This is a genomic window from Streptomyces sp. SAI-170, assembly GCF_049739565.1.
Taxonomy (GTDB): Bacteria; Actinomycetota; Actinomycetes; order Streptomycetales; family Streptomycetaceae; genus Streptomyces.
Window position 1 is genome coordinate 6,163,498 of the sequence record NZ_JBMGQD010000001.1, and the last position, 22,092, is coordinate 6,185,589.

The window sequence follows — 22,092 nt, forward strand, 5'->3', positions numbered from 1 at the left end:
GAGTACGGGGGGAGCGCCGGTTCGAGACTGGCCCGCGGGGGACGCGGCCAGTCCGGACCGGCGCTTTCCTGTGTCGAAGAAGGCCGCCCCGCGTGTTCAGCCACGCCCGCTGACCCGCCCCTGGAGCAGCCGGGACAGCGCCGCGTGCACGTCGTCCAGAGAGCGCTCCGGCTGGAACGCCTGCCAGTCCAGCGCGGCCACCAGCACCATGCCGACCAGCGCGGCGGCGCTCAGCTGGATGTCGATCTCCTCGCTCAGCTCGCCGTTCGCCACGCCTTGGCGCAGCACGCCCTCGACGACGGCCACGGCCTGCTGCCGGACCACCATCAGGGTGGACTGCCAGGCCCGGTTGGTGCGCCACAGCTCGGCGACGTACAGCTGGGTGAAGGCGGGGTAGCGCTCGATGAAGACGAGACCCGCGCGGATCATCGCGTCGAGGGCGTCCACCGCGCCGCCGCCCTCCCGCGCGGTCCGCTCGGCGGCCTCCCGCAGCGAGGCGGTGAGGAGTCCCACGCCGTGCCTCAGCAGCTCCTCGAAGAGGACGGACTTGCTCGCGAAGTTGTAGTAGACGGTGCCCTTCGCGACCCCGGCACGCTCGGCGATCTCGTCCACGGTGGTGGCGGAGAAGCCCTGCTCGGCGATGAGGGTGACGGCTGCCTCGTAGAGCTTCTGCCGGGTGGCCTCGCGGCGGGTGCTGGCGCCCGACGCGGCGCTGCTGCTTTCCATGGTCATGATTGTCCCGCGTTCGCTCACAGGCTCAGCTCCGGATGCAGCCGGTCCAGCGTCCACACCTGCTTGCGGCGCGCCGACAGGGCGGTCAGCGCGAGCGCCCCGGCCGTGAAGGCCGCCAGCACGGCGCACGCCTGCCACACCGGGCCCAGTCCGCCGCCGGTGACAAGGCGCCGCAGCGCCTGGACGACGTAGCTCATGGGCAGGTACGGGTGGATCGCGTTGAAGAATCCGGGGCTGGTCTGCACCGGGTAGGTGCCGCCCGCGGAGGTCAGCTGGAGCATCAGCACGGCGAGGACCAGGATGCGGCCGGCCGCGCCGAAGCGGGCGTTGAGCCACTGCACGATCGCCGCGAAGCAGGCCGTGACCAGGCACAGGAACGCCACCGTCCCGGCCGCCCGGACCGGCTGCAGGCCGACCGCCCAGTGCAGCACCGCCATCAGGGCGGCCGTCTGGAGCACGCCGATCGCGACGACCGGCAGCCAGCCCGCCAGCGCGATCCGCCACGCGGAGGCGCCCGCGGCCAGGGCCCGCCGGTTGAGCGGCGCGATCAGCATGTAGGCGACCATCGCGCCGACCCACAGCGACAGCGGGATGAAGTACGGGGCGAACCCGGTGCCGTAGTTGGGCGCCTTGTGCAGGGCCTGGTTGGCGAGCTGCACGGGGTCGGCCATCACGGCGGTACGGCGGTCGCGCTCGTCCTCGTCGTAGTCGGGGATGCGCTCGGCGCCGTCGTGCAGGCCGTCGGCGAGCTTCCCCGAGCCGTCGACCAGCTTGAACAGGCCGCCGTTGAGGTCGGTCGCGCCCGTCCGCAGCTTGCCGACACCCTCGTCCAGGTCCACCGCGCCGGTGCTGGCGGTGCCCAGCCCGGAGTGCAGCTTCTTGGCACCGGCGGCTACCTTCCCGGCCCCCGCGTTCAGCTTGTTGATCTTGCTGACGGCGTCGTCCAGGTCCTCCGACAGGTGCGGGGCCCGGTCGGCTAGCGCCTGGGCCTGCTTCTGCAGGGTCGCCAGATGCTGGTCGAGCTTCTTCAGCGCGCCGTCCTGGTCGGCGGCCAGCGTCTCCAGGTCCCCGGCGAGGGCAGCGACCTCGGCGGCCGCGTCCTTCGCCAGCTTCAGATCAGGACAGGCCGGATCGGGCGCCGCCGTGGGCAGGACGTCGGTGAGGGAGGGGGAGGGGGCGGCCGTGGGGCTCTCGCAGCGCGCGCGGTGGACGCCGGCCAGCCGGTCGGCGGCGTCCCGGGCGTTCTGCGCCGCCGTGGGGGCCCGCTCCACCAGGTCGTCCAGGTTGTCGCGCACGGCCCCGGCGGCATCGGCCACGAACTGGGCCGTCTCCCCGATGCTCTTCTCGTTCTTCCGCAGGAAGGGGCCCACCTCGTCCGCGAACCCGTTCACCCGGTCGGCCAGCGCCTGCGTGCCCTCGGCGACCTGCGCGGAGCCGTCCTCCAGGTCGCCCGCGCCCGTGTCGAGCTTCTTGACGCCCTTGGACAGCGCGCCGCTGCCGCTCTTGGCCTCCTTCAGGCCGTCCGCGAGCGCCTTGGAGCCCTTCTCCGCCTTGCCGATGCCGCCCTTGAGCCGGTCAGCCCCTCCGGCGGCCTTCTCGGTCGCGCCGTGGATGTCGGAGAAGGAGATGAAGATCTTGTCCAGGAACGACCGCGAGGTCTTCGTGGACGCCGCCGTGCGCACCTCACTGAACACCGTCCGGGAGATCTGGCCGACGATGTAGTTGTTCGCGTCGTTCGTGCGCACCTGAAGCGCGCCGGTCTCCGGGGAGTCGCCCGCACTGGAGGCGACGCGCTCGCTGAAGTCGGCCGGCATGGTCAGCGACAGGTAGTACGTCCCGTCCTCCACGCCCGCGCGTGCCTCCTCGGCGCTCACCTCCTTCCAGTCGAAGACCTCGCTCTCGCGCAGCCCCTCGGTGATGTCGTCACCCGCGCGGACGCGCTTCCCGTCGGCGGTCGCGCCCTTGTCGTCGTTGACCAGCGCCACCGGGATGCGGTCCAGGCGGCTGTACGGGTCCCAGAAGGACCACAGGTACAGCGCGCCGTACAGCAGCGGCAGCAGCAGAAGCGCGACAAGGGCCGCGCGCGGGAGCTTGCCGCGGCCGAAGCGCCGCAGCTCAAGAGCGGCCAGTTTCGGCGAGCGCATCGGCCGCCTCCTTCGCTTCGTCGTCGCTGTCTTCGGACTCGGTGTCCTCGTCCCCGGTGTTCTCCGGCGTGGCCTCGGTGGTCGTGTCCGCCGGGGCGCCCCCCGGAGCCGCCCCGGTGGACACGACCACCGCCCCCTCGGGAGCCTCGCTGCACACGGCCAGCACGGTCGTGCCCGCCGCGGCCAGCGAGCCGAGCAGGGACCACACCTCGGCCCGCTCCGCGTCCGACAGCTTCAGGTCCGTGTCGTCGACGCCCAACAGCCGCGGCCGGCCGATCAGCGCCAGCGCGAGCGACAGCCGCAGCGCCTCCAGCCGTTCCAGATCGCGTACGGCGGTCCGGGAGCCCTTGGGAAGGGCCGCGCGGTCGAGACCGGCGGCGGTCAGCGCCCTGTCGACCCGCAGCCTCTGCTCGGCGAGGCGTTCCCGGCGCGGCCGCAGCAGGGTGCGTACGGAGCCGGTGAACCGCCGCTGGAGCAGCGCGCGCTCGTGCAGGTGCTCGCCGACGGTCAGCGCGGGGTCGAGGTCGGTGACCCCGGGGACGTGCGCGAGGGCGCTGACGCGGCGCACGGCCGCCATCCGCTTCGGCAGGTCCAGGCCGCCGACGACCGCGGTGCCCTCCGTGGGCTTCATCCGGCCCGTCAGCGCGAGCAGCAGAGACGTGCGGCCCGAGCCGGACGGCCCCTCGATCGCGATCAGTGCACCGGGCGGCGCGTCGACGCCGATCCCGCGGAACGCCCATCCGCGGGGGCCTTCGAGCCCGAAGTCCCGGGCGACGACAGCGAGACCGCCGTCGCCCGCGTCCTTCCCGTCGCCCGTGTCCTTGCCTTCCCCCATGCCCTCCCCTTGCCGCGCCCCGTCCCCGTCGCGCCCGGGCGCCCTACTTTTGAACTGACTGGTCAGTGCAAAAACTAGCCCGAACCTTCGATCGAAGCAAAAGCCCAGGTCAGACCGGATTGTCAGTGGCATAGCCCACGATGGGCACATACGGCAGCCCGTATGCGGACGTGCCGTCACACAGACGACAGGAGGTTCGTCATGGCCAGCTACCCCGCAGCCGCCGCCCGTCGGCGCCGCGCCACCGGCCCTGCCCCCTCACTGACCGGCCCGGCGAGCGACGTGCACCCCGTGCTGCGCCGGTCCTCGGCCCCGCCCGCCGCCCTCGATCTGCTCGCCCAGGCCCGCGCCGGACTCGACGAGGCGGCCGTCCTGGAGACCCCCAACGAGCGGTACGCCACCGCGCACCTCGCAGCGCTGCGCACCGCCGCCGCCGTCCTCGCCGCCCGCGGCAGGCCCGAACCGACCTCCAGGCGCCGGGCCCGGATACGGAGCGCCTGGGAAGTGCTCCCCGAGATCGCGCCCGAGCTCACCGAGTGGAGCGCCCTGTTCGCCTCCGGGGCCGCCCGCCGCGCTCGGGCAGAGGCCGGCATCCAGGGCGCGGCCAGCCGCCGCGACGCCGACGACCTCATACGCGACGTGGCGATGTTCGTCCGCATCGTCGAGCGCCTGCTGCTCCTGCAGCCGGTGCTGCCCCAGCCCCGGGCCGACACGGACCCTCCCGCGGGCGCCCCGGACATGCCGGACGCGGGGTGAGGGAGGCGGGCGACCCTGGGGGAGAGGGTTGTCCGGCGGGGGCCGGAACCGCGATGACCTGCCGCGCCGTCCGAGGCAATAGGGTGGAGGCGCCTGATGTTCTCCCTCCCCGTCACCCGGGGCGCCGGGAGGACGACCGTTCGCTCCGCCGTGCAAGAGGCGGTGCCACGCCGAGGAGTCAACTGCCGTGTCGGACCCGATGCGCCCCCGCGCTTCTCTCCGTACCGCCGTGGTCTGGGAGGTCCTGCGGGACGCCCTGGACCGCCGGGTCAAGGCCACGGGCCGGGAGTCGCTGGACGTCCTCGACACCGGGGGCGGCAGCGGCAACTTCGCGGTGCCCGCCGCCCGCCTCGGCCACCGCGTCACCGTCGTCGACCCGAGCCCCAACGCCCTCTTCGCGCTGGAGCGCCGCGCCGCCGAGGCCGGGGTCGCCGACCGGGTGAAGGGCGTGCAGGGCGACGCGCACGGCCTGTTCGACGTGGTCGAGCGCGGCGGCTACGACGTCGTGCTGTGCCACGGCGTCCTGGAGTACGTCGACGACCCGGCCGAGGGCGTCCGCAACGCCGTCGCCGCGCTGCGCTCCGAGGGCGTCCTCAGCGTGCTCGCCGCCGGACTCGGCGGTGCCGTGCTCGCCCGGGCCCTGGCCGGCCACTTCAAGGAGGCCAAGCAGGCCCTGGAGGACCCGGACGGCCGCTGGGGGCAGGGCGACCCTGTGCCGCGCCGGTTCACCGTCGAGCAGCTCACCGACCTCGTCGCGGGAGCCGGCCTCACCGTCGGCGCCGTGCACGGCGTGCGCGTCTTCGCCGACCTGGTGCCCGGCGTCCTCGTGGACACCGAGCCCGGCGCGCTGGAGGCACTGCTCAAGCTGGAGGAGGCCGCGGCCGAACTCCCGGCCTTCCACGCGGTGGCGACCCAGCTGCATGTGCTCGGTGAGACCGCAGGGGCTCACGAGGCCTGAGTGCCTGCTGTGACAGGGCCCTGATCAGCGAGGCGGGCTCCGCATGGAGTCCGCCACAGGCCACCCGATCGGGCGGTTCCCGCCGTATGATCGAGGGAGACCGCTCCGGCATGACGGGTCGGCCGCCGGGGAATGGAAGCCTCAGCGAGCCGGTTCGCCCATGGCGGAGCCGGTTGGCCAATTGGCGCAGAGGGGCGGGTTTCACGGGGGCGATTCCCTGCCTATCCTGAAGGGACCCCCCGGGTCGCCCCGGCGACTGCACGATGAGGAGGACTCCGTGCCGCTCTCGGAGCACGAGCAGCGCATGCTCGAGCAGATGGAGCGAGCGCTGTACGCCGAAGATCCCAAGTTCGCGACAGCGCTTGAGGGAAGCGGGCTGCGTACGTACACCCGGCGACGGGTCTACCAGGCGGTCGCGGGCTTCCTCGTAGGTATCGCGCTCCTCATGGCCGGAATGGTCGCCAAGCAGGTGTGGCTCAGCGTGGTGGGCTTCCTCGTCATGCTGGGCTGTGCGGTACTCGCGGTGACCGGCTGGCGCAAGGCTCCCAGGCCCGGCGAACAGCATGCGGCCGGCCCGGAAGGGCGCCGACAGGGACACCAGCGGCGTTCCGTGATGGACCGCATCGAGCAGCGCTGGCAGCGGCGCCGCGACGAGCAGGGCCACTGAGCCGCACCCTCGCTCCTCGGACACAGACACAGACGTGCGTGAGGGGGTTGCCGCCCGGGCGGCAACCCCCTCACGCATGCCCGCGCTCACGCATGCCCGCGCTCACGCATGCCCGCGCTCACGCATGCCCGCGGCGCCCGCCCGGGCGCATCTGGCGAAGAGCCGGCCCCGGCACGGATGACCGTGCCGGGGCCGAACGCTCACGCCGTCCGTCTCAGCCGCTGCGCTGTCCCGACGGCCTGCGGACCAGGGCCGTCAGGCGCGCCGCCAGCCGCTCCCGGAACGCCGTCCAGCGGTCGCTGAGGTCCCACACCGCCCGGACGGCCGAACGCGGCGCGATCACCGCGCGCACTCGGGTCGACCGGCTGACCCGCGACCGCAGCGCGACCCGTAGCCCGCGCACCTCGTCGGCGAGCCCGGACACGGCCTGCGGCCGCGGCGCGAACAGCACCTGCTCCACCGCGCCCGCCACTCGGTGCACGCCCTGCGCCGCGGACTCGTCCAGCTGCCCGAGCCGCACGATCCGCTCGGCCGCCTTGCGCGGGGTGAGCGCGTCGTCCGGCGCGATGCCGTAGTCCCAGGCGGTGTCCGTGAGCTCACGCCACACCGCCAGCACATGACCCGCGGCCGCCTCGGCCGTCGGCCGCGCGGGCAGTTGCCCGGTCGGCAGCACCGTCACATCGACGCCGTCGCCGGACGGCCCCGGCGCGGCCGCGGTGTGCCGGGCCGAGGCCAGCCGCACCACACGCCGTCTGAGCCGGTACAGCATCGGCGCCAGCGGCACCACGAGCAGCGCGACCCCCAGCAACACCCAGGCGGTGATCTGGTACCAGGGCGGACCGTCGCCGTCCGACGTGCCCGGGTCCAGCGGCAGCGCGCCCGCGCAGGCCTCCAGCCGCTTGTCCTCCGCCGAGCAGCTCGAGCTCTGCGACGGCTCCGCGGAGGGCGCCGCGTTGCTCGGCCGGGCGTTCTCCGGCAGCTCAGGGTCACTGTTGTCGGGGGAGTCCGGGACGGTGTACGGCGGGGTCGACCCACGGGTCGGGGTCGGCTCGAAGCGGGTCCAGCCCACTCCCTCGAAGTACAGCTCCGGCCAGGCGTGCGCGTCGCGCAGGCCCACCGTCACCGTCCGGTCGGCCTGCGGGGTGCCCGGCGCGAAACCGACGGCCACGCGGGCCGGGATGCCCAGCGAGCGGGCCATCGTCGCCATGGCGAAGGAGTAGTGGACGCAGAAGCCCCGCTTGTCGCGCAGGAAGCGGGCGAGGGCCTGCCGGTCGTCGCCGACCTCCACCTCCGTGTCGTACTGGAAGCCGCCGGTCAGGGCGAAGTACTCCTGGAGCGCGACCGCCTGCTCGTAGGGGTTCCTCGCGTCCGCGGTGACCTCGCGGGCCGTGGTCGCCACCACCGACGGCAGCGAGTCGGGCAGCTCGGTGTACTGCCGCTCGATCGAGGCGGGCGGCTGCGGGGCCTCGGCCAGCTGGCGGGCCGTCGGACGCACCTCCAGGCTGCGCACCTCGTACGTCTTGCCGCGGGTGGTCTCCCGGCGGTCGCCGACCACCGTCATGCCGATCGGCTCGTACCGCCAGCGCCCGTCGATGTCGACGCCGCTCGGCGGATACGGCATCGGCAGCCAGTCCTGCGCGTACCAGTCGGCGGCGGCGATCCGGGTGCGCACCTCGGTGCGCGGGATGTCCGCGCGCAGACCGGTGGGTGCGGGGAACTCGTCGGGCACGTCGACGATGCGCCGCTTGGCGGGGCGCCAGGTGGTGCCGTCGAAGTCGTCCAGGGACACGATCCGCAGGTACATGCTGGACACGTCCTCGGAGTCGGTGCGCAGCACCAGCACCGTGCGGTCCTCGTCCACGTTCAGGCTGTCGCGCAGCGACACCAGCGGGTTGACCGCGGAGATCGTGCCGCCGCCTCCGCCGCCGGAGCCCACGCCCGTACCGACCCCGTCCAGCAGGCCGCCGTTCATCGCGGGCAGGGCCAGCGGCACCACCAGGGCGATGCCCAGCGCCACCGCGCCGATCCGCCGCCCGGTGCGCACCGGCGCCACGGCGTCGCCGGCGCCGGTGAGGGCGCCCGGGGAGCGTGGGCCGCCGGAGAAGACCCGGCCCCACTGGGAGAGCCGGTCGCGGCCCTCGGCCAGCAGCAGCATCAGATAGCCCGCCGCGGCGAGCAGGAACCACACCCAGCCGCCGGCTCCGTCCGCGAGGCCCGCCGCCACCGAGTACAGCGCGAGCAGCGGCAGTCCCGCCGGGGCCGCGCTGCGGAAGGTCACCGCCAGGGCGTCCACCATCAGCCCGATCACCAGGACACCGCCGACGAGCATCAGCTGGATGCCGTCCGACATAGGCGCCGGGATCGCGTACCGCTCGACGTCCTGTGTGCCCTGCTCCAGCAGATCGGCGAAGTGCTGGAACGCCTGCGGCCCCGGGACGAACCCGGCGAGCGCCTGCTCGCGGGCGAAGGACAGCGTGAGCAGCAGCAGCGACGCCAGTGCCTGGGCCGCCACGGTCAGCGTCCGCGCGAGCGGGACCCTGCGCATGGCCGCGCCCACGCCGGACTGCACCGCGAGCAGCAGGGCCGCGTGCATCAGCCAGGCGGGTGTGTCGACCAGGGGCAGAAGGGCGCAGGATGCCAGGAGAGTGGCTGCCAGGGCGCACAGTGCCATACGGGCCCGTCCGCTCATGAGCGCACCTCCCCGTGGGTGAGTCGCGTCGTCAGCGGCTGCGGGTCGGGATGGGTCGATCGCGCAGTTCCCCGCGCCCCTGGGTCGGCCATCCCCAGGCCACCTGAGCGTTCTCGGTCGGCCTGGCGCCACAGGTCGCCCAGTGCTATGCCGCGGGGTACGGCGATGGCTGTCCAGCCGGACTCGCGCAGCAGGCGCAGGCGCTCTTCGGTGCGGTTGCCCGCGGCCGGGACGTCGTACGGCTCGCGTGTCCAGGTGTCGCTGTCCAGCACGAAGGCGAGGGCGCCGCCGCTGCGGCGGCTCATCTTGGCGGCGACGGCGGCCTGCGCCTCGTCGAGGTCGCCGAAGAACGCCACCAGCAGGCCCTCGTTGCCACCCCGCAGCACGTCGTAGGCGTGGGACAGGCCGGTGCCGTCGGAGTGGTCGATCACCGCGAGGGTGTCCATCATCAGCCCGGCGGCGTCCGCCGACTCCTGGCTGGTGCCCGCGAAGCCGTCGGCGCCCTCGCCCGGCACCGAGCTGCCGGTGTCGGTCAGCAGGCGTACCGAGAAGCCCCGTTCCAGCATGTGCACCAGCACCGACGCCGTGCCCGACACCGCCCACTCGAACGCGGAGTCGGGGCCCGCGCCGCGGAAGGCGAGCGCGCGGGTGTCGAGCAGCACCGTGCAGCGGGAGCGCTGCGGCTGTTCCTCGCGGCGCACCATCAGCTCGCCGTAGCGGGCGGTGGAACGCCAGTGGACGCGGCGCAGGTCGTCGCCGTAGCGGTAGCCGCGCGGGATGACGTCGTCCTCGCCGGCCAGCGCCAGCGAGCGCTGCCGTCCGTCGCCGTACCCGCTGGCCTCACCGGTCAGCCGCACCGGCGGCAGCGCCTCCACGCGCGGGATGACCGTGAGAGTGTCGTACGTCGAGAAGGAGCGGGTCAGTTCGCACATGCCGAACGGGTCGGTGAGGCGCAGCTGGAGCGGGCCCAGCGGATAGCGGCCGCGCAGGTCGGAGCGGACCCGGTAGGACACCTCGCGGCGGCCGCCCGCCTCGACCCGGTCCAGGACGAAACGCGGGCGCGGGCCGAGGACGTAGGGCACCCGGTCCTGGAGCATCAGCACGCCGGTGGGCAGCCGCGAGACGTTGTCCATGCGCAGATGCACGCGGGCCTCGGAGCCCGCGGGCACGCGCGCGGGGGAGAGCCTGCGGCTGCCGGCCACCCGGTAGCGGGTGCGGTACAGGACGGTCGCGCACACCAGCGGCAGCACCGCCAGCAGCAGCCCGACGCGCAGCAGGTCGCTCTGGCCGAGCACGTAGGCGCATACGGCGGCCGCGACACCGGCGGCCAGGAAGGAACGCCCACGTGTGGTCAGACCGGCCAGCGCCGTGCGCACCGCGCCCTTGCCGCCGCTCTCCGCCTCGGCCTGGATCGCCCCCCTCGGCGCGGCGTCGCTCATCACAGCCTCCGCGGCGGCTGCTGGCCGAAGCCCTGGGCGCCGCGGCCGAGCCCGAAGGTGTTCTGCTGCGGCGCGGCCGGCACCGGGGTGTGCTGAAGGATCTCCTGTACGACCTGCTCGGCCGTACGGCGGTTGAGCTGGGCCTGTGCGGTGGGCAGCAGACGGTGGGCCAGGACGGCGACGGCGAGGGCCTGGATGTCGTCCGGCAGCGCGTACTCCCGGCCGCTCAGAGCGGCGGACGCCTTCGCCGCGCGCAGCAGATGCAGCGTGGCGCGCGGCGAGGCGCCGAGTCTGAGGTCGGGGTGGGTGCGGGTCGCGGCGACCAGGTCGACGGCGTAGCGCCGGACGGTGTCCGCGACATGGACGCCGCGGACGGCCTCGATCAGCTTCACGATCTCGTGCGCGTGGGCGACCGGCTGGAGGTCGTCCAGCGGGCTCACCCCGCCGTGCACGTCGAGCATCTGCAGCTCGGCCTCGGGGCTGGGGTAGCCGATGGAGACCCGGGCCATGAAACGGTCGCGCTGGGCCTCGGGCAGCGGGTAGGTGCCCTCCATCTCGACCGGGTTCTGGGTGGCCACCACCATGAACGGGCTCGGCAGTTCGTACGTCTGCCCGTCGATGGTGACCTGGCGCTCCTCCATCGACTCCAGGAGCGCCGACTGCGTCTTGGGCGAGGCGCGGTTGATCTCGTCGCCGATGACGATCTGCGCGAAGATCGCGCCCGGCTTGAACTCGAAGTCCCGGCGCTGCTGGTCCCAGATGGAGACACCGGTGATGTCCGAGGGCAGCAGGTCGGGCGTGAACTGGATGCGCCGCACCGAGCAGTCGATGGACCGGGCCAGTGTCTTGGCCAGCATCGTCTTGCCCACGCCGGGGACATCCTCGATCAGCAGATGCCCCTCGGCGAGCAGCACGGTCAGCGAAAGCCGGACGACCTCGGGCTTGCCCTCGATCACCTCTTCCACCGAGCGGCGCACCCGATCCACGGTGGCGGTCAGATCAGTGAGGCTCGCTCGATCGTCATAGGTCGTCACCCGGCCCTCCTCGGCCCGTTCCATTGCCCGGGCCGACGCTCCGCGACGCGAAACCGGCCCCACCCGAAACACGGACGGCGCGCGGGAAAAGTTCCGCGTGACGTCACAACGGCATTCTTGTTGCCGTTACCGGTTCGTGTCACTCGCCTGTGGACAACTGGCCGCGATATGTCGGTTCTTACGGTCTTTTGTGACCGGAAGAACCTGGAATCAGCGAAGAACGAGCCCGCCGGGTCCGCCTCACTCCGTGGGGTCGATCTCCCGCAGCAGACCGGTCTTCACGTCGAAGACGAAGCCGCGCACGTCGTCGGTGTGCAGCAGGAACGGCGAGGTGCGCACCTTCTGCATCGACTGGCGCACGTCCTGGTCGACGTCACGGAACGCCTCCACCGCCCACGCGGGACGCTGCCCGACCTCCATCTCCAGGTCGTGCCGGAACTCCTCGGTGAGGGTCTCCAGGCCGCACCCGGTGTGGTGGATCAGCACCACGCTGCGGGTGCCGAGCGCGCGCTGGCTGATGGTGAGCGAGCGGATCACGTCGTCGGTGACCACGCCGCCGGCGTTGCGAATCGTGTGACAGTCGCCGAGCTGCAGTCCGAGCGCGGCGTGCAGGTCCAGGCGGGCGTCCATGCAGGCCACGACGGCGACCTGGAGGACGGGGCGGGCGTCCATTCCGGGGTCGGTGAAGGCGGCGGCGTACTGCTCGTTCGCCTCGACCAGGCGGTCGGTGACCGAGCCGACGCGGGTTATGGAGCCCTCGGAGCCGGTGGGGAGCGATGCAGAAGTCGTCATGCTGAAGACGTTACTGGTCACCTCAGGTGGAGGCCTGTTGTGAGAGCGGACAAAGAACGCCATTGAGTTCTTGTTGTGAGGCAATGCACAGCCGGCGCGTGAACCGGTGCTCAGGGCCCCGCCGCCACGCGCGGGCCGGTTGATTGACCGCAACACAGGGTGGACTAAAGTGACGCGAAGCGGGAGGCGAGGTTCTCCCTGCTTTTTTCCGTCACGAGAGGGCGGGGACCCGGCGGTGCGTACGGCCCCGCCGGACCTGAGAGGGCCCCCTTGAGCAACAGTCGACATGTCCCGGTGATGCTCCAGCGCTGCCTGGACCTGTTGGCCCCCGCCCTGCAAGAACCCGGAGCGGTGGTCGTCGACTGCACCCTCGGTCTCGGCGGCCACAGCGAAGCGCTCCTGACGCGGTTCCCCGAGGCCCGGCTCGTCGCGCTCGACCGCGACAAGGAGGCCCTGCGGCTGTCCGGCGAGCGCCTCGCGCCGTACGGGGAGCGGGCGACGCTGGTGCACGCGGTCTACGACGAGCTGCCCGAGGTGCTCCGGCGGCTCGGCATCCCGCGCGTGCAGGGCGTCCTGTTCGACCTCGGGGTCTCCTCCATGCAACTCGACGAGGCCGACCGCGGCTTCGCCTACGCGCAGGACGCGCCGCTCGACATGCGCATGGACCAGACGACCGGCATCAGCGCCGCCGAGGTCCTCAACACCTACCCCGCCGGTGAGCTCGTACGGATCCTTCGGGCGTACGGCGAGGAGAAGCAGGCCAAACGGATCGTGGCGGCCGTCGTGCGCGAGCGCGAGAAGGAGCCCTTCAGCAACAGCGCGCGACTGGTGGAGGTGATCCGGGACGCGCTGCCGCAGGCAGCCAAGCGCACCGGCGGCAACCCCGCCAAGCGGACCTTCCAGGCGCTGCGCATCGAGGTCAACGGCGAGCTGTCCGTCCTGGAGCGGGCGATCCCGGCCGCGGTGAAGGCGATCGCGGTGGGCGGGCGCGTCGCCGTGCTGTCGTACCACTCGCTGGAGGACCGGCTGGTCAAGCAGGTCTTCGCTGCCGGTGCCGCCAACACCGCCCCGCCCGGACTGCCCGTCGTGCCCGAGCGCTACCAGCCCCGGCTCAAGCTGCTCACGCGCGGTGCCGAACTTCCCACCGAGGAAGAGGTCGCCGAGAACAAGCGGGCGGCCCCGGCGCGGCTGCGCGGCGCGGAGCGCATCAGGGAGGACGTGGAGTGAGTCGGGCGAAGGGGCGGGCGCCTGGGTTGGAAAATCCAACTCACCATTCCAACTCGCGACGCACTGACGCACGGGAGGCCCGGTGAGCAGGAAACCCGAGCTGAAGGGCCGGGCCGTCCGGCTCGCACGGCTGCTGCCGGCCGGGCCCGGGCAGGCCGCCCGCACCCCCTTCGTCCTGCTGGTGGTGCTGCTGCTGGGCGGCGGCCTCATCGGCCTGCTCGTACTGAACTCCGCGCTCAGTGAGGGCTCCTTCCGGCTGGACGACCTCAAGAAGGCCACCAAGGACTTCACCGACCAGGAGCAGGCCCTCCAGCGCGACATCGACGCCTACTCCGCCCCCGACGCCCTCCAGCGCCGCGCCCGCGAGCTGGGCATGGTCCCCGGCGGCGACCCGGCCTTCCTGGACCCCGACGGCAAGGTCAAGGGCGTCCCGTCCCCGGCCCCCACCCCCGAGGACGCCTTCACCACCCCCCTCGTCCTGGCCCCGGAGGCGATGCCCACCACGCCCCCGTCCCCATCCGCGTCCTCCACGCCCGAGACTCCCGACAGGTGAGCCCGGTGACCGAGAACAACGCGCGACTTTCTCCTGTGGCGCACCCCCGCTCCGGTGCCCGGACACCCGAGCGGCTTCCCGCCGCCCGGCTGGACCTCGTCGTCCGCACTGCGGTGCGCATGCGCACGGGTGCCCCGACTCCCGAGCCGACCCCCGCCGCCCGCCCCGGCCCGTCCCGCACCCCCCGAAGCGCCTCCGGCCTCACGGCCCGGGGCCCCGGGCAGGTGACTGCTGCGACGGAGAAGCGACCCTCGGGGCGTGACGCCTTCGGCCTCGCTGCCCCGCGCTGCTGCCCGGGGCGTGGCGGCGATGGCCTGGCCCTGCGTCGCGGGCGTGAGGCCTTCGGCTTCGCAGCTACGCACTGTCCGGGGCGTGACCCCCACGGCCTCGCTGCCCCGCGCTCCCGCCCGGGGTGTGGCCGCGATGGCCTGGCCCTGCGTCGCGGGCGTGACGCTTTCGGCCTCGCAGCTCCGCGCTGCTGTCCGGCGCGTGACCCCTATGCCCTCGCAGCCCGGCGCTGCCGCCCAGGGCATGACCCCCGCGCCCTCACAGCCCCGCCCCGCCACCCAGGGCGTGACCCCGATGGCCTGGCCCCGCCCCGCGGGCGTGGCCGTGTGGCCCCACCCCCCTCCGCAAGCCACGCCCTCCGCGCTCCCCACGGCCGCGGAGGCCCGGGCGACACCCCCCTCCCGACCTCGACCCCCGGCAGGTGACGGACGTGACCGACAGGGAACCGCCGCGGCGGCGTGTGCCCGGGCCCGCGCGGCCCGCCCGACCTGCGGGACGCAGGCCGTCGGGGGCCGGGGCCCAGCGGCCCGTGCGGCGTCCGGCAGTGTCGCGGCCCGCTGGGCCCCGGCCGCTCAGGCTCGGCAGTCCGCGGCCCCGGCTGCGGATGGTCGGGCTGGCGTTGACGCTGGTCATGGCCGCGTTCGTCGTACGGCTGCTCCAGGTGCAGGCCGTGGACGCGAGCACGTACGCGGCGAAAGCCGAACAGAACCGGTACGTCGGGCAGGTGCTCGCCGCCGAGCGCGGGGAGATCACCGACCGCACCGGCGTCGCGCTCGCGACCAGCGTGGACGCGTACGACATCACCGCCGACCCGACCCTGTTCAACCGCAAGGCGCTCAGGATCGACGACGGCCCCGAGCAGGCGGCCGCGCTGCTCGCGCCGATCCTCGGGCAGGAGCAGGAGGACCTGGTCGAGAAGCTGCGGCCCGCGAACAAGGAGCTGCGCTACGCCCTGCTCGCCCACCGGCAGACCCCGCTGGTCTGGCAGCAGATCAAGGACCTGAAGTCGGCGCTGGCCACGAAGGCCGAGACCGACCCGGCCACCGTCAACGTCCTGGCCGGAGTCCTGGCCGTGCCCAGCAGCAAGCGGGTCTACCCGAACGGCGACCTCGCCGCCGGGATACTGGGCTGGGTCAACGCCGAGGGCAAGGGCGGCGGCGGCATCGAGCAGCAGCTGGACGAGCAACTCGCCGGCAAGGACGGCAAGATCCGCTACGCCCAGTCCGGCGGCCGCCAGGTGCCCACGGCCGGCTCCACCGAGACCCCGGCCGTGCCCGGCTCCGACATCGAGCTGACCATCGACCGCGACATCCAGTGGGCGGCGCAGAACGCCATCAGCGAGCAGGTGAAGAAGTCCAAGGCCGACCGCGGCTATGTCATCGTCCAGGACACCCGCACCGGCGAGATCCTCGCCATGGCCAACGCGCCCGGCTTCGACCCCAACGACCTCACCAAGGCGAACCCGAACGCGCTGGCCAACGCGGCCCTCCTCGACGCCTACGAGCCCGGCTCCACCGCGAAGATCATCTCCATGGCCGCCGTACTGGAGGAGGGCGTCGCCACCCCCGAGACGCATGTGATCGTGCCGAACCGGCTGCACCGCGGCGACCGTCTCTTCAAGGACGACATCGACCATCCGACCTGGTACCTCACGCTCAACGGCGTGCTCGCCAAGTCCAGCAACATCGGCACCATCCTCGCCACCGGCCAGCTCGGCAAGACCCAGCCCGCGGCCAACAAGGTCCTCTACTCGTATCTGCGCAAGTTCGGCCTCGGCAGCTACACCGGGCTCGACTTCCCCGGCGAGACCAAGGGCATCCTGGCCCCGCCCGAGAAGTGGTCCACGTCGCAGCAGTACACGATTCCTTTCGGCCAGGGCGTCTCCCTCAACGCCGTGCAGGCCGCCTCCGTCTACTCGACCATCGCCAACGGCGGCGTCCGTATCGAGCCGACGCTGGTGCGCGGCACCAAGGGCCCCGACGGACGCTTCACGCCCGCCCCGGAACCCGCCAAGAGCAGGGTGGTCAGCGCCAAGACGGCGAAGACGCTCGCCCGGATGCTGGAGTCGGTCGTGGACGACGAGGAGGGCACCGGCAACAAGGCGCGCATCCCCGGCTACCGCGTCGCGGGCAAGACCGGTACGGCCAACCGCGTGGATCCGGCCACCGGCAAGTACCGCGGCTACACCTCCTCCTTCGCCGGGTTCGCGCCCGCCGACAAGCCCCGCGTCACCGTCTACTGCGCCATCCAGAACGCCACCGAGGGCAACTACTTCGGCGGCCAGATCTGCGGCCCGATCTACAAGCAGGTCATGGAGTTCGCCCTGAAGACCCTCCAGATCCCGCCCACCGGAGCGCCCCCCGCCCGACTGCCCGTCTCCTACACACCCTGACCCGACCTGATCAGCACTTGACAGCCAGGAACCAGCTCGTGACAACGATCACCCCCGATCCCGGGAACCAGAGCACCCCCCGCACCTCACTTCGCCCCGGAGCGGGTGAGCCCGGTACGCTCACCGCCGTGCCACACGCTGATCAGTCCCGAACCACCCAGAAGGGCGCTCCCGTGACCTACCCGGGACCGCCGCGACCGGCCCAGGTGCCCGCCACACCCCTCGCGGAGCTCGCCGGCCGACTGGGTGCCTCCGCACCCGAGGGCGCCGCCGACGTCACGGGCATCACCCACGACTCGCGCGCCGTCCGCCCCGGCGACCTGTACGCCGCCCTGCCCGGGGCCCGGGCACACGGCGCCGACTTCGTCGCGCAGGCGGCCGGCCTCGGCGCCGCGGCCGTGCTGACCGACCCGTCCGGCGCCGAGCGCGCCGCCGCGACGGGCCTGCCGGTGCTGGTGGTGGACGACCCGCGGGCCCGGATGGGCGAGCTGGCCGCCGAGATCTACGGCCGCCCCGGCGAGGACCTGCTCCAGATCGGCATCACCGGCACCTCCGGCAAGACGACCACCGCCTATCTCGTCGAGGGCGGACTGAAGACGGTCCGGGCCACCGGCCTGATCGGCACGGTCGAGATGCGCATCGGCGACGAGCGCATCAAGTCCGAGCGCACCACCCCCGAAGCCACCGACCTCCAGGCCCTGTTCGCGGTCATGCGCGAGCGCGGCGTCGACGCGGTCGCCATGGAGGTCTCCAGCCACGCCCTGGTGCTCGGCCGGGTCGACGGCTGTGTCTTCGACATCGCCGTGTTCACCAACCTCAGCCCGGAGCACATGGAGTTCCACTCCGACATGGAGGACTACTTCCGGGCCAAGGCACAGCTGTTCACGCCGAAACGCAGCAAACGCGGCGTCGTCAACCTCGACGACGAGTACGGCCGCAGGCTCGCCACGGAGGCGACCGTTCCGGTTGTTACCTACTCCGCCGAGGGCCACCCCGACGCCGACTGGCGCGCCGAGGGCGTCGAAGTCGGCCCGATGGACTCCACGTTCACCGTGGTCGGCCCGAACGGCGAGCGCCTTTCCGCCAGGTCGCCGCTGCCCGGCACCTTCAACGTGGCCAACACCCTTGCCGCGATCGTCGCCCTGGCCGCCGCGGGCCTCGACCCGCAGACCGCCGCCGACGGCGTCGCCGCCGTGCCGGGCGTGCCCGGCCGCCTGGAGCGGGTGGACGCCGGACAGGGCTACCTCGCGGTCGTCGACTACGCCCACAAGACCGACGCCGTCGAGTCGGTGCTCAAGGCGCTGCGCAAGGTCACCAAGGGCCGGCTGCACGTCGTCCTCGGCTGCGGCGGCGACCGTGACACCACCAAGCGCGCCCCGATGGGCGCCGCCGCGGCCCGGTTCTCCGACACGGCCGTACTGACCTCCGACAACCCCCGCTCCGAGGACCCCCTCGCGATCCTCGCGACCATGCTCCAGGGCGCGGCGTCCGTGCCGGCGCACGAGCGCGGCGAGGTGCTCCTCTTCGAGGACCGCGCGGCCGCGATCGCCGCCGCCGTCCAGCGCGCGCACCCCGGGGACACCGTGCTCGTCGCGGGCAAGGGCCACGAGCAGGGCCAGGACATCGCCGGCGTGGTCCGTCCCTTCGACGACCGCCAGGTGCTTCGCGAAGCTATCCAGAAGACCCAGGGATGAACTTGTGATCGCCCTCTCTCTCGCCGAGATCGCAGAAGTCGTCGGCGGGCAGACGCACGACATACCGGATCCGGCCGTCCAGGTCACGGGGCCGGTCGTCCGGGACTCCCGTGAGGTGGTGCCCGGCAGCCTGTTCGTCGCCTTCGTCGGCGAACGCGTCGACGGCCATGACTTCGCGGCCGCCGTCGTCGAGGCGGGCGCGGCCGCCGTACTGGCCTCCCGGCCGGTCGGGGTGCCCGCGATCGTCGTCGACGACGTGCAGGCCGCCCTCGGCGCCCTCGCCCGTCACGTCGTACGACGGCTCGGTGCGACCCTCGTGGCCCTCACCGGCTCCGCGGGCAAGACCAGCACCAAGGACCTGATCGCCCAGGTGCTCCAGCACAAGGCGCCGACCGTGTGGACGCCGGGCTCGCTCAACAACGAGATCGGGCTGCCGCTGACGGCGCTGTCCGCCACCGAGGAGACCAGGTTCCTCGTGCTGGAGATGGGCGCCCGCGGCATCGGCCACATCCGCTACCTCGCCGGCCTCACCCCGCCGAGGATCGGCCTGGTGCTGAACGTCGGCACCGCCCACATCGGCGAGTTCGGCGGCCGCGAGCAGATCGCCCAGGCCAAGGGCGAACTCGTCGAGGCACTCCCCTCCGAGGCGGAGGGCGGCACGGCCGTCCTCAACGCCGACGACCCGCTCGTGCGCGCCATGGCCTCCCGTACGAAGGCGAAGGTGCTCCTCTTCGGCGAGAGCGACGAAGCGGACGTACGCGCCGAGAACGTACGACTCACGGACACCGGGCAGCCCTCCTTCACCCTTCACACACCCTCCGGGTGCAGCGATGTGACCATGCGCCTGTACGGTGAGCACCACGTGTCGAACGCGCTCGCCGCGGCCGCCGTCGCCCATGAGCTGGGCATGTCCGCGGAAGAGATCGCCACCGCGCTCTCCGCGGCGGGCACCCTCTCCCGCTGGCGGATGGAGGTCACCGAGCGCCCGGACGGCGTGACGGTCGTCAACGACGCCTACAACGCGAACCCCGAGTCCATGAAGGCCGCTCTGCGTGCGCTGGCGGCGATGGGCAAGGGGCGCCGTACGTGGGCGGTGCTCGGCAAGATGGCCGAGCTCGGGGACGAGGCGCTCGCCGAGCACGACGCGGTCGGACGGCTCGCCGTCCGGCTCAACGTCAGCAAGCTCGTCGCGGTCGGGGGCAGGGAAGCCGCCTGGCTGCAACTGGGCGCATATAACGAGGGTTCGTGGGGTGAGGAGTCGGTGCACGTGTCCGACGCACAGGCGGCGGTCGACCTGTTGCGCAGCGAGCTGCGCCCGGGGGACGTCGTGCTCGTGAAGGCGTCCCGTTCGGTCGGCCTCGAGAGCGTTGCCCAGGCGCTGCTCGAGACCGGTGCCGAGGGTGAGGTTTCCGCCCGATGATGAATCAGGTCCTGTTCGCAGGAGTCATTGGCCTCTTCCTGACGCTGATCGGCACCCCGCTGCTGATCAAGCTGCTGGCCCGCAAGGGCTACGGGCAGTACATCCGTGACGACGGCCCGCGCGAGCACGCCAGCAAGCGCGGTACGCCGACCATGGGCGGTATCGCCTTCATCCTGGCGACGGTCGCCGCCTACTTCCTCAGCAAGGTGATCAGCGGCGAGCCGCCGAGGTACTCGGGCGTGCTGGTGCTGGGCCTGATGGTCGGCATGGGCGTGGTCGGCTTCCTGGACGACTACATCAAGATCGTCAAGCGGCGTTCGCTGGGTCTGCGGGCCAAGGCGAAGATGGCCGGCCAGCTGATCGTCGGCATCGGCTTCGCGGTGCTTTCGCTCCAGTTCGCGGACAACCGCGGCAACACGCCGGCATCGACCAAGCTGTCGTTCATCACGGACTTCGGCTGGACGATCGGCCCGGTGCTGTTCGTCGTCTGGGCGCTGTTCATGATCCTCGCCATGTCGAACGGCGTGAACCTGACGGACGGTCTGGACGGCCTGGCCACCGGCGCCTCCGTGCTCGTTTTCGGTGCCTATACGTTCATCGGTGTGTGGCAGTTCCAGGAGTCGTGCGCGAACGCTCAGACGCTCACGAACCCGGGCGCCTGCTACGAAGTGCGCGACCCGCTCGATCTCGCGGTGGTCGCCTCGGCGCTGATGGGTGCCTGCCTCGGCTTCCTGTGGTGGAACACCTCGCCGGCCAAGATCTTCATGGGCGACACCGGTTCGCTGGCGCTCGGCGGTGTGCTCGCCGGTCTCGCGATCTGCTCGCGCACCGAGCTTCTGATCGCGATCCTTGGTGGTTTGTTCGTTCTGATCACCATGTCGGTGGTCATCCAGGTCGGCTCCTTCCGCCTGACCGGGAAGCGCGTCTTCAGGATGGCGCCGCTCCAGCACCACTTCGAACTCAAGGGCTGGTCCGAGGTCCTTGTGGTGGTCCGTTTCTGGATCATCCAGGGCATCTGTGTGATCGTCGGACTGGGCCTCTTCTATGCGGGATGGGCAGCGGACAAGTGACCGACTGGCAGGGGAAGAACGTCACCGTCGCCGGGCTCGGCGTCTCCGGCGTCCCGGCGGCCAAGGTGCTGCACGGGCTCGGCGCGAGGGTCACCGTCGTCAACGACGGCGACGACGAGCGGGCCCGCGCCCAGGCCGCCGAACTCCAGGCGCTGGGCGTCACCGTGCGGCTCGGCGACGGGGCGACCCTGCCCGAGGGCACCGAACTGATCGTCACCGCGCCCGGCTGGCAGCCGGACAAGACCCTGTTCCGCGCCGCTCACGAGGCCGGTGTCGAGATCTGGGGCGACGTCGAACTGGCCTGGCGGCTGCGCGGGCCCGACGCGGCGCCCTGGCTCTGCGTCACCGGCACCAACGGCAAGACGACCACCACGCAGATGCTGGCGTCGATCCTGAAGGCCGCCGGGCTGCGCACCGCCGCCGTCGGCAACATCGGCGTCTCGCTGCTCGACGCGGTCCTCGGCGAGGAGCAGTACGACGTCCTCGCGGTGGAGCTGTCGAGCTACCAGCTGCACTGGGCGCCGTCCCTGCGCGCCCACTCCGCCGCCGTCCTCAACCTCGCGCCGGACCACCTGGACTGGCACGGCTCGATGGAGGCATACGCGCGCGACAAGGGCCGGATCTACGAGGGCAACCAGGTCGCCTGCGTCTACAACGTGGCCGACAAAGCCACCGAGGACCTGGTGCGCGAGGCCGACGTCGAGGAGGGCTGCCGCGCCATCGGCTTCACCCTCGGCACCCCCGGTCCCTCCCAACTCGGCGTGGTGGACGGCATCCTGGTCGACCGCGCCTTCGTGGAGAACCGGCAGAAGAACGCCCAGGAGCTCGCCGAGGTCTCCGACGTGAACCCGCCCGTCCCGCACAACATCGCCAACGCCCTTGCCGCGGCGGCCCTCGCGCGCGCCTTCGGGGTGCCCGCCGGTGCCGTACGGGACGGTCTGCGGGCCTTCACCCCGGACGCCCACCGCATCGCGCACGTGGCCGACGTGGACGGCGTGGCGTACGTGGACGACTCCAAGGCGACCAACACGCACGCCGCGGAAGCCTCGTTGGCGGCGTACCCGTCGATCGTGTGGATCGCGGGCGGCCTCGCCAAGGGCGCGACCTTCGACGAGCTCGTCGCCAAGTCGGCGCAGCGGCTGCGGGGCGTCGTCCTGATCGGTGCCGATCGGGCCCTGATCCGCGAGGCGCTGACGCGACACGCCCCGGAGGTACCCGTCGTCGACCTCGACCGGACCGACACTGGGGCGATGCTTGGGGCCGTCCAGGAGGCCCAGCGGCTCGCGCGGCCCGGCGACACCGTGCTCCTCGCCCCCGCCTGCGCCTCCATGGACATGTTCACCAACTACAACAAGCGCGGTGACGCGTTCGCGGAGGCGGTTCGCGAACTCGGCTCCTGACC

At 72.5% G+C, this 22,092-nt stretch carries 17 protein-coding genes; 10 read left to right on the forward strand and 7 right to left on the reverse strand.

Annotated elements, in window-relative coordinates:
• Positions 1 to 96: 96 nt before the first annotated feature.
• Genes RKD23_RS27715 through RKD23_RS27725 form a run of 3 tightly spaced genes read right to left on the reverse strand, consistent with a single transcriptional unit; the run spans position 97 to position 3,711 of the window.
• Positions 97 to 726 carry a TetR/AcrR family transcriptional regulator gene (locus tag RKD23_RS27715; RefSeq protein ID WP_424856151.1) on the reverse strand — a complete coding sequence of 210 codons (630 nt, stop codon included), beginning with the start codon at positions 724 to 726 and terminating at the stop codon, positions 97 to 99.
• 23 nt (positions 727 to 749) lie between these two features.
• Positions 750 to 2,876, reverse strand: coding sequence for a YhgE/Pip family protein (locus RKD23_RS27720; protein WP_424856152.1), 2,127 nt, complete (start codon positions 2,874 to 2,876; stop codon positions 750 to 752).
• Positions 2,848 to 3,711: an ATP-binding cassette domain-containing protein gene (locus tag RKD23_RS27725; RefSeq protein ID WP_424856153.1), complete on the reverse strand. Its 864-nt coding sequence runs from the start codon at positions 3,709 to 3,711 to the stop codon at positions 2,848 to 2,850. Before RKD23_RS27725 ends, RKD23_RS27720 begins: the two co-directional genes overlap by 29 nt.
• A 201-nt stretch (positions 3,712 to 3,912) precedes the next feature.
• On the opposite strand from RKD23_RS27725, the gene RKD23_RS27730 reads away from it, so the two are divergent.
• From RKD23_RS27730 to RKD23_RS27740, 3 genes are all read left to right on the forward strand, one after another.
• Complete coding sequence (locus RKD23_RS27730) at positions 3,913 to 4,467, forward strand: SAV_6107 family HEPN domain-containing protein (protein WP_424856154.1); 555 nt, start codon at positions 3,913 to 3,915, stop codon at positions 4,465 to 4,467.
• Between the two features lie 187 nt (positions 4,468 to 4,654).
• Entirely contained in the window at positions 4,655 to 5,425 is a 771-nt protein-coding gene (locus tag RKD23_RS27735; protein WP_424856155.1) for a class I SAM-dependent methyltransferase, read from the forward strand.
• Positions 5,426 to 5,702: 277 nt separating this feature from the next.
• Positions 5,703 to 6,092: a DUF3040 domain-containing protein gene (locus tag RKD23_RS27740; RefSeq protein WP_404034410.1), complete on the forward strand. Its 390-nt coding sequence runs from the start codon at positions 5,703 to 5,705 to the stop codon at positions 6,090 to 6,092.
• Between the two features lie 214 nt (positions 6,093 to 6,306).
• On the opposite strand, the gene RKD23_RS27745 is transcribed toward RKD23_RS27740, so the two are convergent.
• From RKD23_RS27745 to RKD23_RS27760, 4 genes are all read right to left on the reverse strand, one after another.
• Positions 6,307 to 8,781 (reverse strand): transglutaminaseTgpA domain-containing protein, encoded by a 2,475-nt coding sequence (locus RKD23_RS27745; RefSeq protein WP_424856156.1) that lies wholly within the window; start codon positions 8,779 to 8,781, stop codon positions 6,307 to 6,309.
• Complete coding sequence (locus RKD23_RS27750) at positions 8,778 to 10,220, reverse strand: DUF58 domain-containing protein (RefSeq protein WP_424856157.1); 1,443 nt, start codon at positions 10,218 to 10,220, stop codon at positions 8,778 to 8,780. The genes RKD23_RS27745 and RKD23_RS27750 overlap by 4 nt, the downstream gene beginning before the upstream one ends.
• Complete coding sequence (locus tag RKD23_RS27755) at positions 10,220 to 11,254, reverse strand: AAA family ATPase (RefSeq protein ID WP_424856158.1); 1,035 nt, start codon at positions 11,252 to 11,254, stop codon at positions 10,220 to 10,222. Before RKD23_RS27755 ends, RKD23_RS27750 begins: the two co-directional genes overlap by 1 nt.
• Before the next feature lie 240 nt (positions 11,255 to 11,494).
• Positions 11,495 to 12,046 (reverse strand): beta-class carbonic anhydrase, encoded by a 552-nt coding sequence (locus RKD23_RS27760; RefSeq protein WP_424856159.1) that lies wholly within the window; start codon positions 12,044 to 12,046, stop codon positions 11,495 to 11,497.
• 270 nt (positions 12,047 to 12,316) lie between these two features.
• On the opposite strand from RKD23_RS27760, the gene rsmH reads away from it, so the two are divergent.
• The 7 genes from rsmH to murD all read left to right on the forward strand — a co-directional run bounded on the left by rsmH (position 12,317) and on the right by murD (position 22,090).
• Positions 12,317 to 13,273 (forward strand): 16S rRNA (cytosine(1402)-N(4))-methyltransferase RsmH, encoded by a 957-nt coding sequence (gene rsmH, locus RKD23_RS27765; RefSeq protein WP_424856160.1) that lies wholly within the window; start codon positions 12,317 to 12,319, stop codon positions 13,271 to 13,273.
• A gap of 82 nt (positions 13,274 to 13,355) precedes the next feature.
• The gene (locus RKD23_RS27770; RefSeq protein WP_424856161.1) at positions 13,356 to 13,826 is read left to right on the forward strand and encodes a hypothetical protein; all 471 of its coding nucleotides are present in this window, start codon (positions 13,356 to 13,358) and stop codon (positions 13,824 to 13,826) included.
• 718 nt (positions 13,827 to 14,544) lie between these two features.
• Positions 14,545 to 16,506 carry a peptidoglycan D,D-transpeptidase FtsI family protein gene (locus RKD23_RS27775; RefSeq protein WP_424856162.1) on the forward strand — a complete coding sequence of 654 codons (1,962 nt, stop codon included), beginning with the start codon at positions 14,545 to 14,547 and terminating at the stop codon, positions 16,504 to 16,506.
• A gap of 38 nt (positions 16,507 to 16,544) precedes the next feature.
• On the forward strand, positions 16,545 to 18,200 hold the full coding sequence (locus RKD23_RS27780; RefSeq protein WP_424856163.1) for a UDP-N-acetylmuramoyl-L-alanyl-D-glutamate--2,6-diaminopimelate ligase: 1,656 nt from the start codon (positions 16,545 to 16,547) through the stop codon (positions 18,198 to 18,200).
• A 4-nt stretch (positions 18,201 to 18,204) separates the two neighbouring features.
• Positions 18,205 to 19,620 (forward strand): UDP-N-acetylmuramoyl-tripeptide--D-alanyl-D-alanine ligase, encoded by a 1,416-nt coding sequence (locus tag RKD23_RS27785; protein ID WP_424856164.1) that lies wholly within the window; start codon positions 18,205 to 18,207, stop codon positions 19,618 to 19,620.
• On the forward strand, positions 19,620 to 20,690 hold the full coding sequence (gene mraY, locus RKD23_RS27790; protein WP_404036355.1) for a phospho-N-acetylmuramoyl-pentapeptide-transferase: 1,071 nt from the start codon (positions 19,620 to 19,622) through the stop codon (positions 20,688 to 20,690). Before RKD23_RS27785 ends, mraY begins: the two co-directional genes overlap by 1 nt.
• Complete coding sequence (gene murD, locus RKD23_RS27795) at positions 20,672 to 22,090, forward strand: UDP-N-acetylmuramoyl-L-alanine--D-glutamate ligase (protein ID WP_424856165.1); 1,419 nt, start codon at positions 20,672 to 20,674, stop codon at positions 22,088 to 22,090. The genes mraY and murD overlap by 19 nt, the downstream gene beginning before the upstream one ends.
• The last annotated feature ends 2 nt before the right edge of the window (positions 22,091 to 22,092 follow it).

Excerpts from the sequence above, each read along its gene's own strand:
- RKD23_RS27715 (WP_424856151.1), bottom strand. The coding sequence starts at position 726 with ATGGAAAGCAGCAGCGCCGCGTCGGGCGCCAGCACCCGCCGCGAGGCC.
- RKD23_RS27720 (WP_424856152.1), bottom strand. The coding sequence starts at position 2,876 with ATGCGCTCGCCGAAACTGGCCGCTCTTGAGCTGCGGCGCTTCGGCCGC.
- RKD23_RS27725 (WP_424856153.1), bottom strand. The coding sequence starts at position 3,711 with ATGGGGGAAGGCAAGGACACGGGCGACGGGAAGGACGCGGGCGACGGC.
- RKD23_RS27730 (WP_424856154.1), top strand. The coding sequence starts at position 3,913 with ATGGCCAGCTACCCCGCAGCCGCCGCCCGTCGGCGCCGCGCCACCGGC.
- RKD23_RS27745 (WP_424856156.1), bottom strand. The coding sequence starts at position 8,781 with ATGAGCGGACGGGCCCGTATGGCACTGTGCGCCCTGGCAGCCACTCTC.
- RKD23_RS27750 (WP_424856157.1), bottom strand. The coding sequence starts at position 10,220 with ATGAGCGACGCCGCGCCGAGGGGGGCGATCCAGGCCGAGGCGGAGAGC.
- RKD23_RS27760 (WP_424856159.1), bottom strand. The coding sequence starts at position 12,046 with ATGACGACTTCTGCATCGCTCCCCACCGGCTCCGAGGGCTCCATAACC.
- mraY (WP_404036355.1), top strand. The coding sequence starts at position 19,620 with ATGAATCAGGTCCTGTTCGCAGGAGTCATTGGCCTCTTCCTGACGCTG.
- murD (WP_424856165.1), top strand. The coding sequence starts at position 20,672 with ATGGGCAGCGGACAAGTGACCGACTGGCAGGGGAAGAACGTCACCGTC.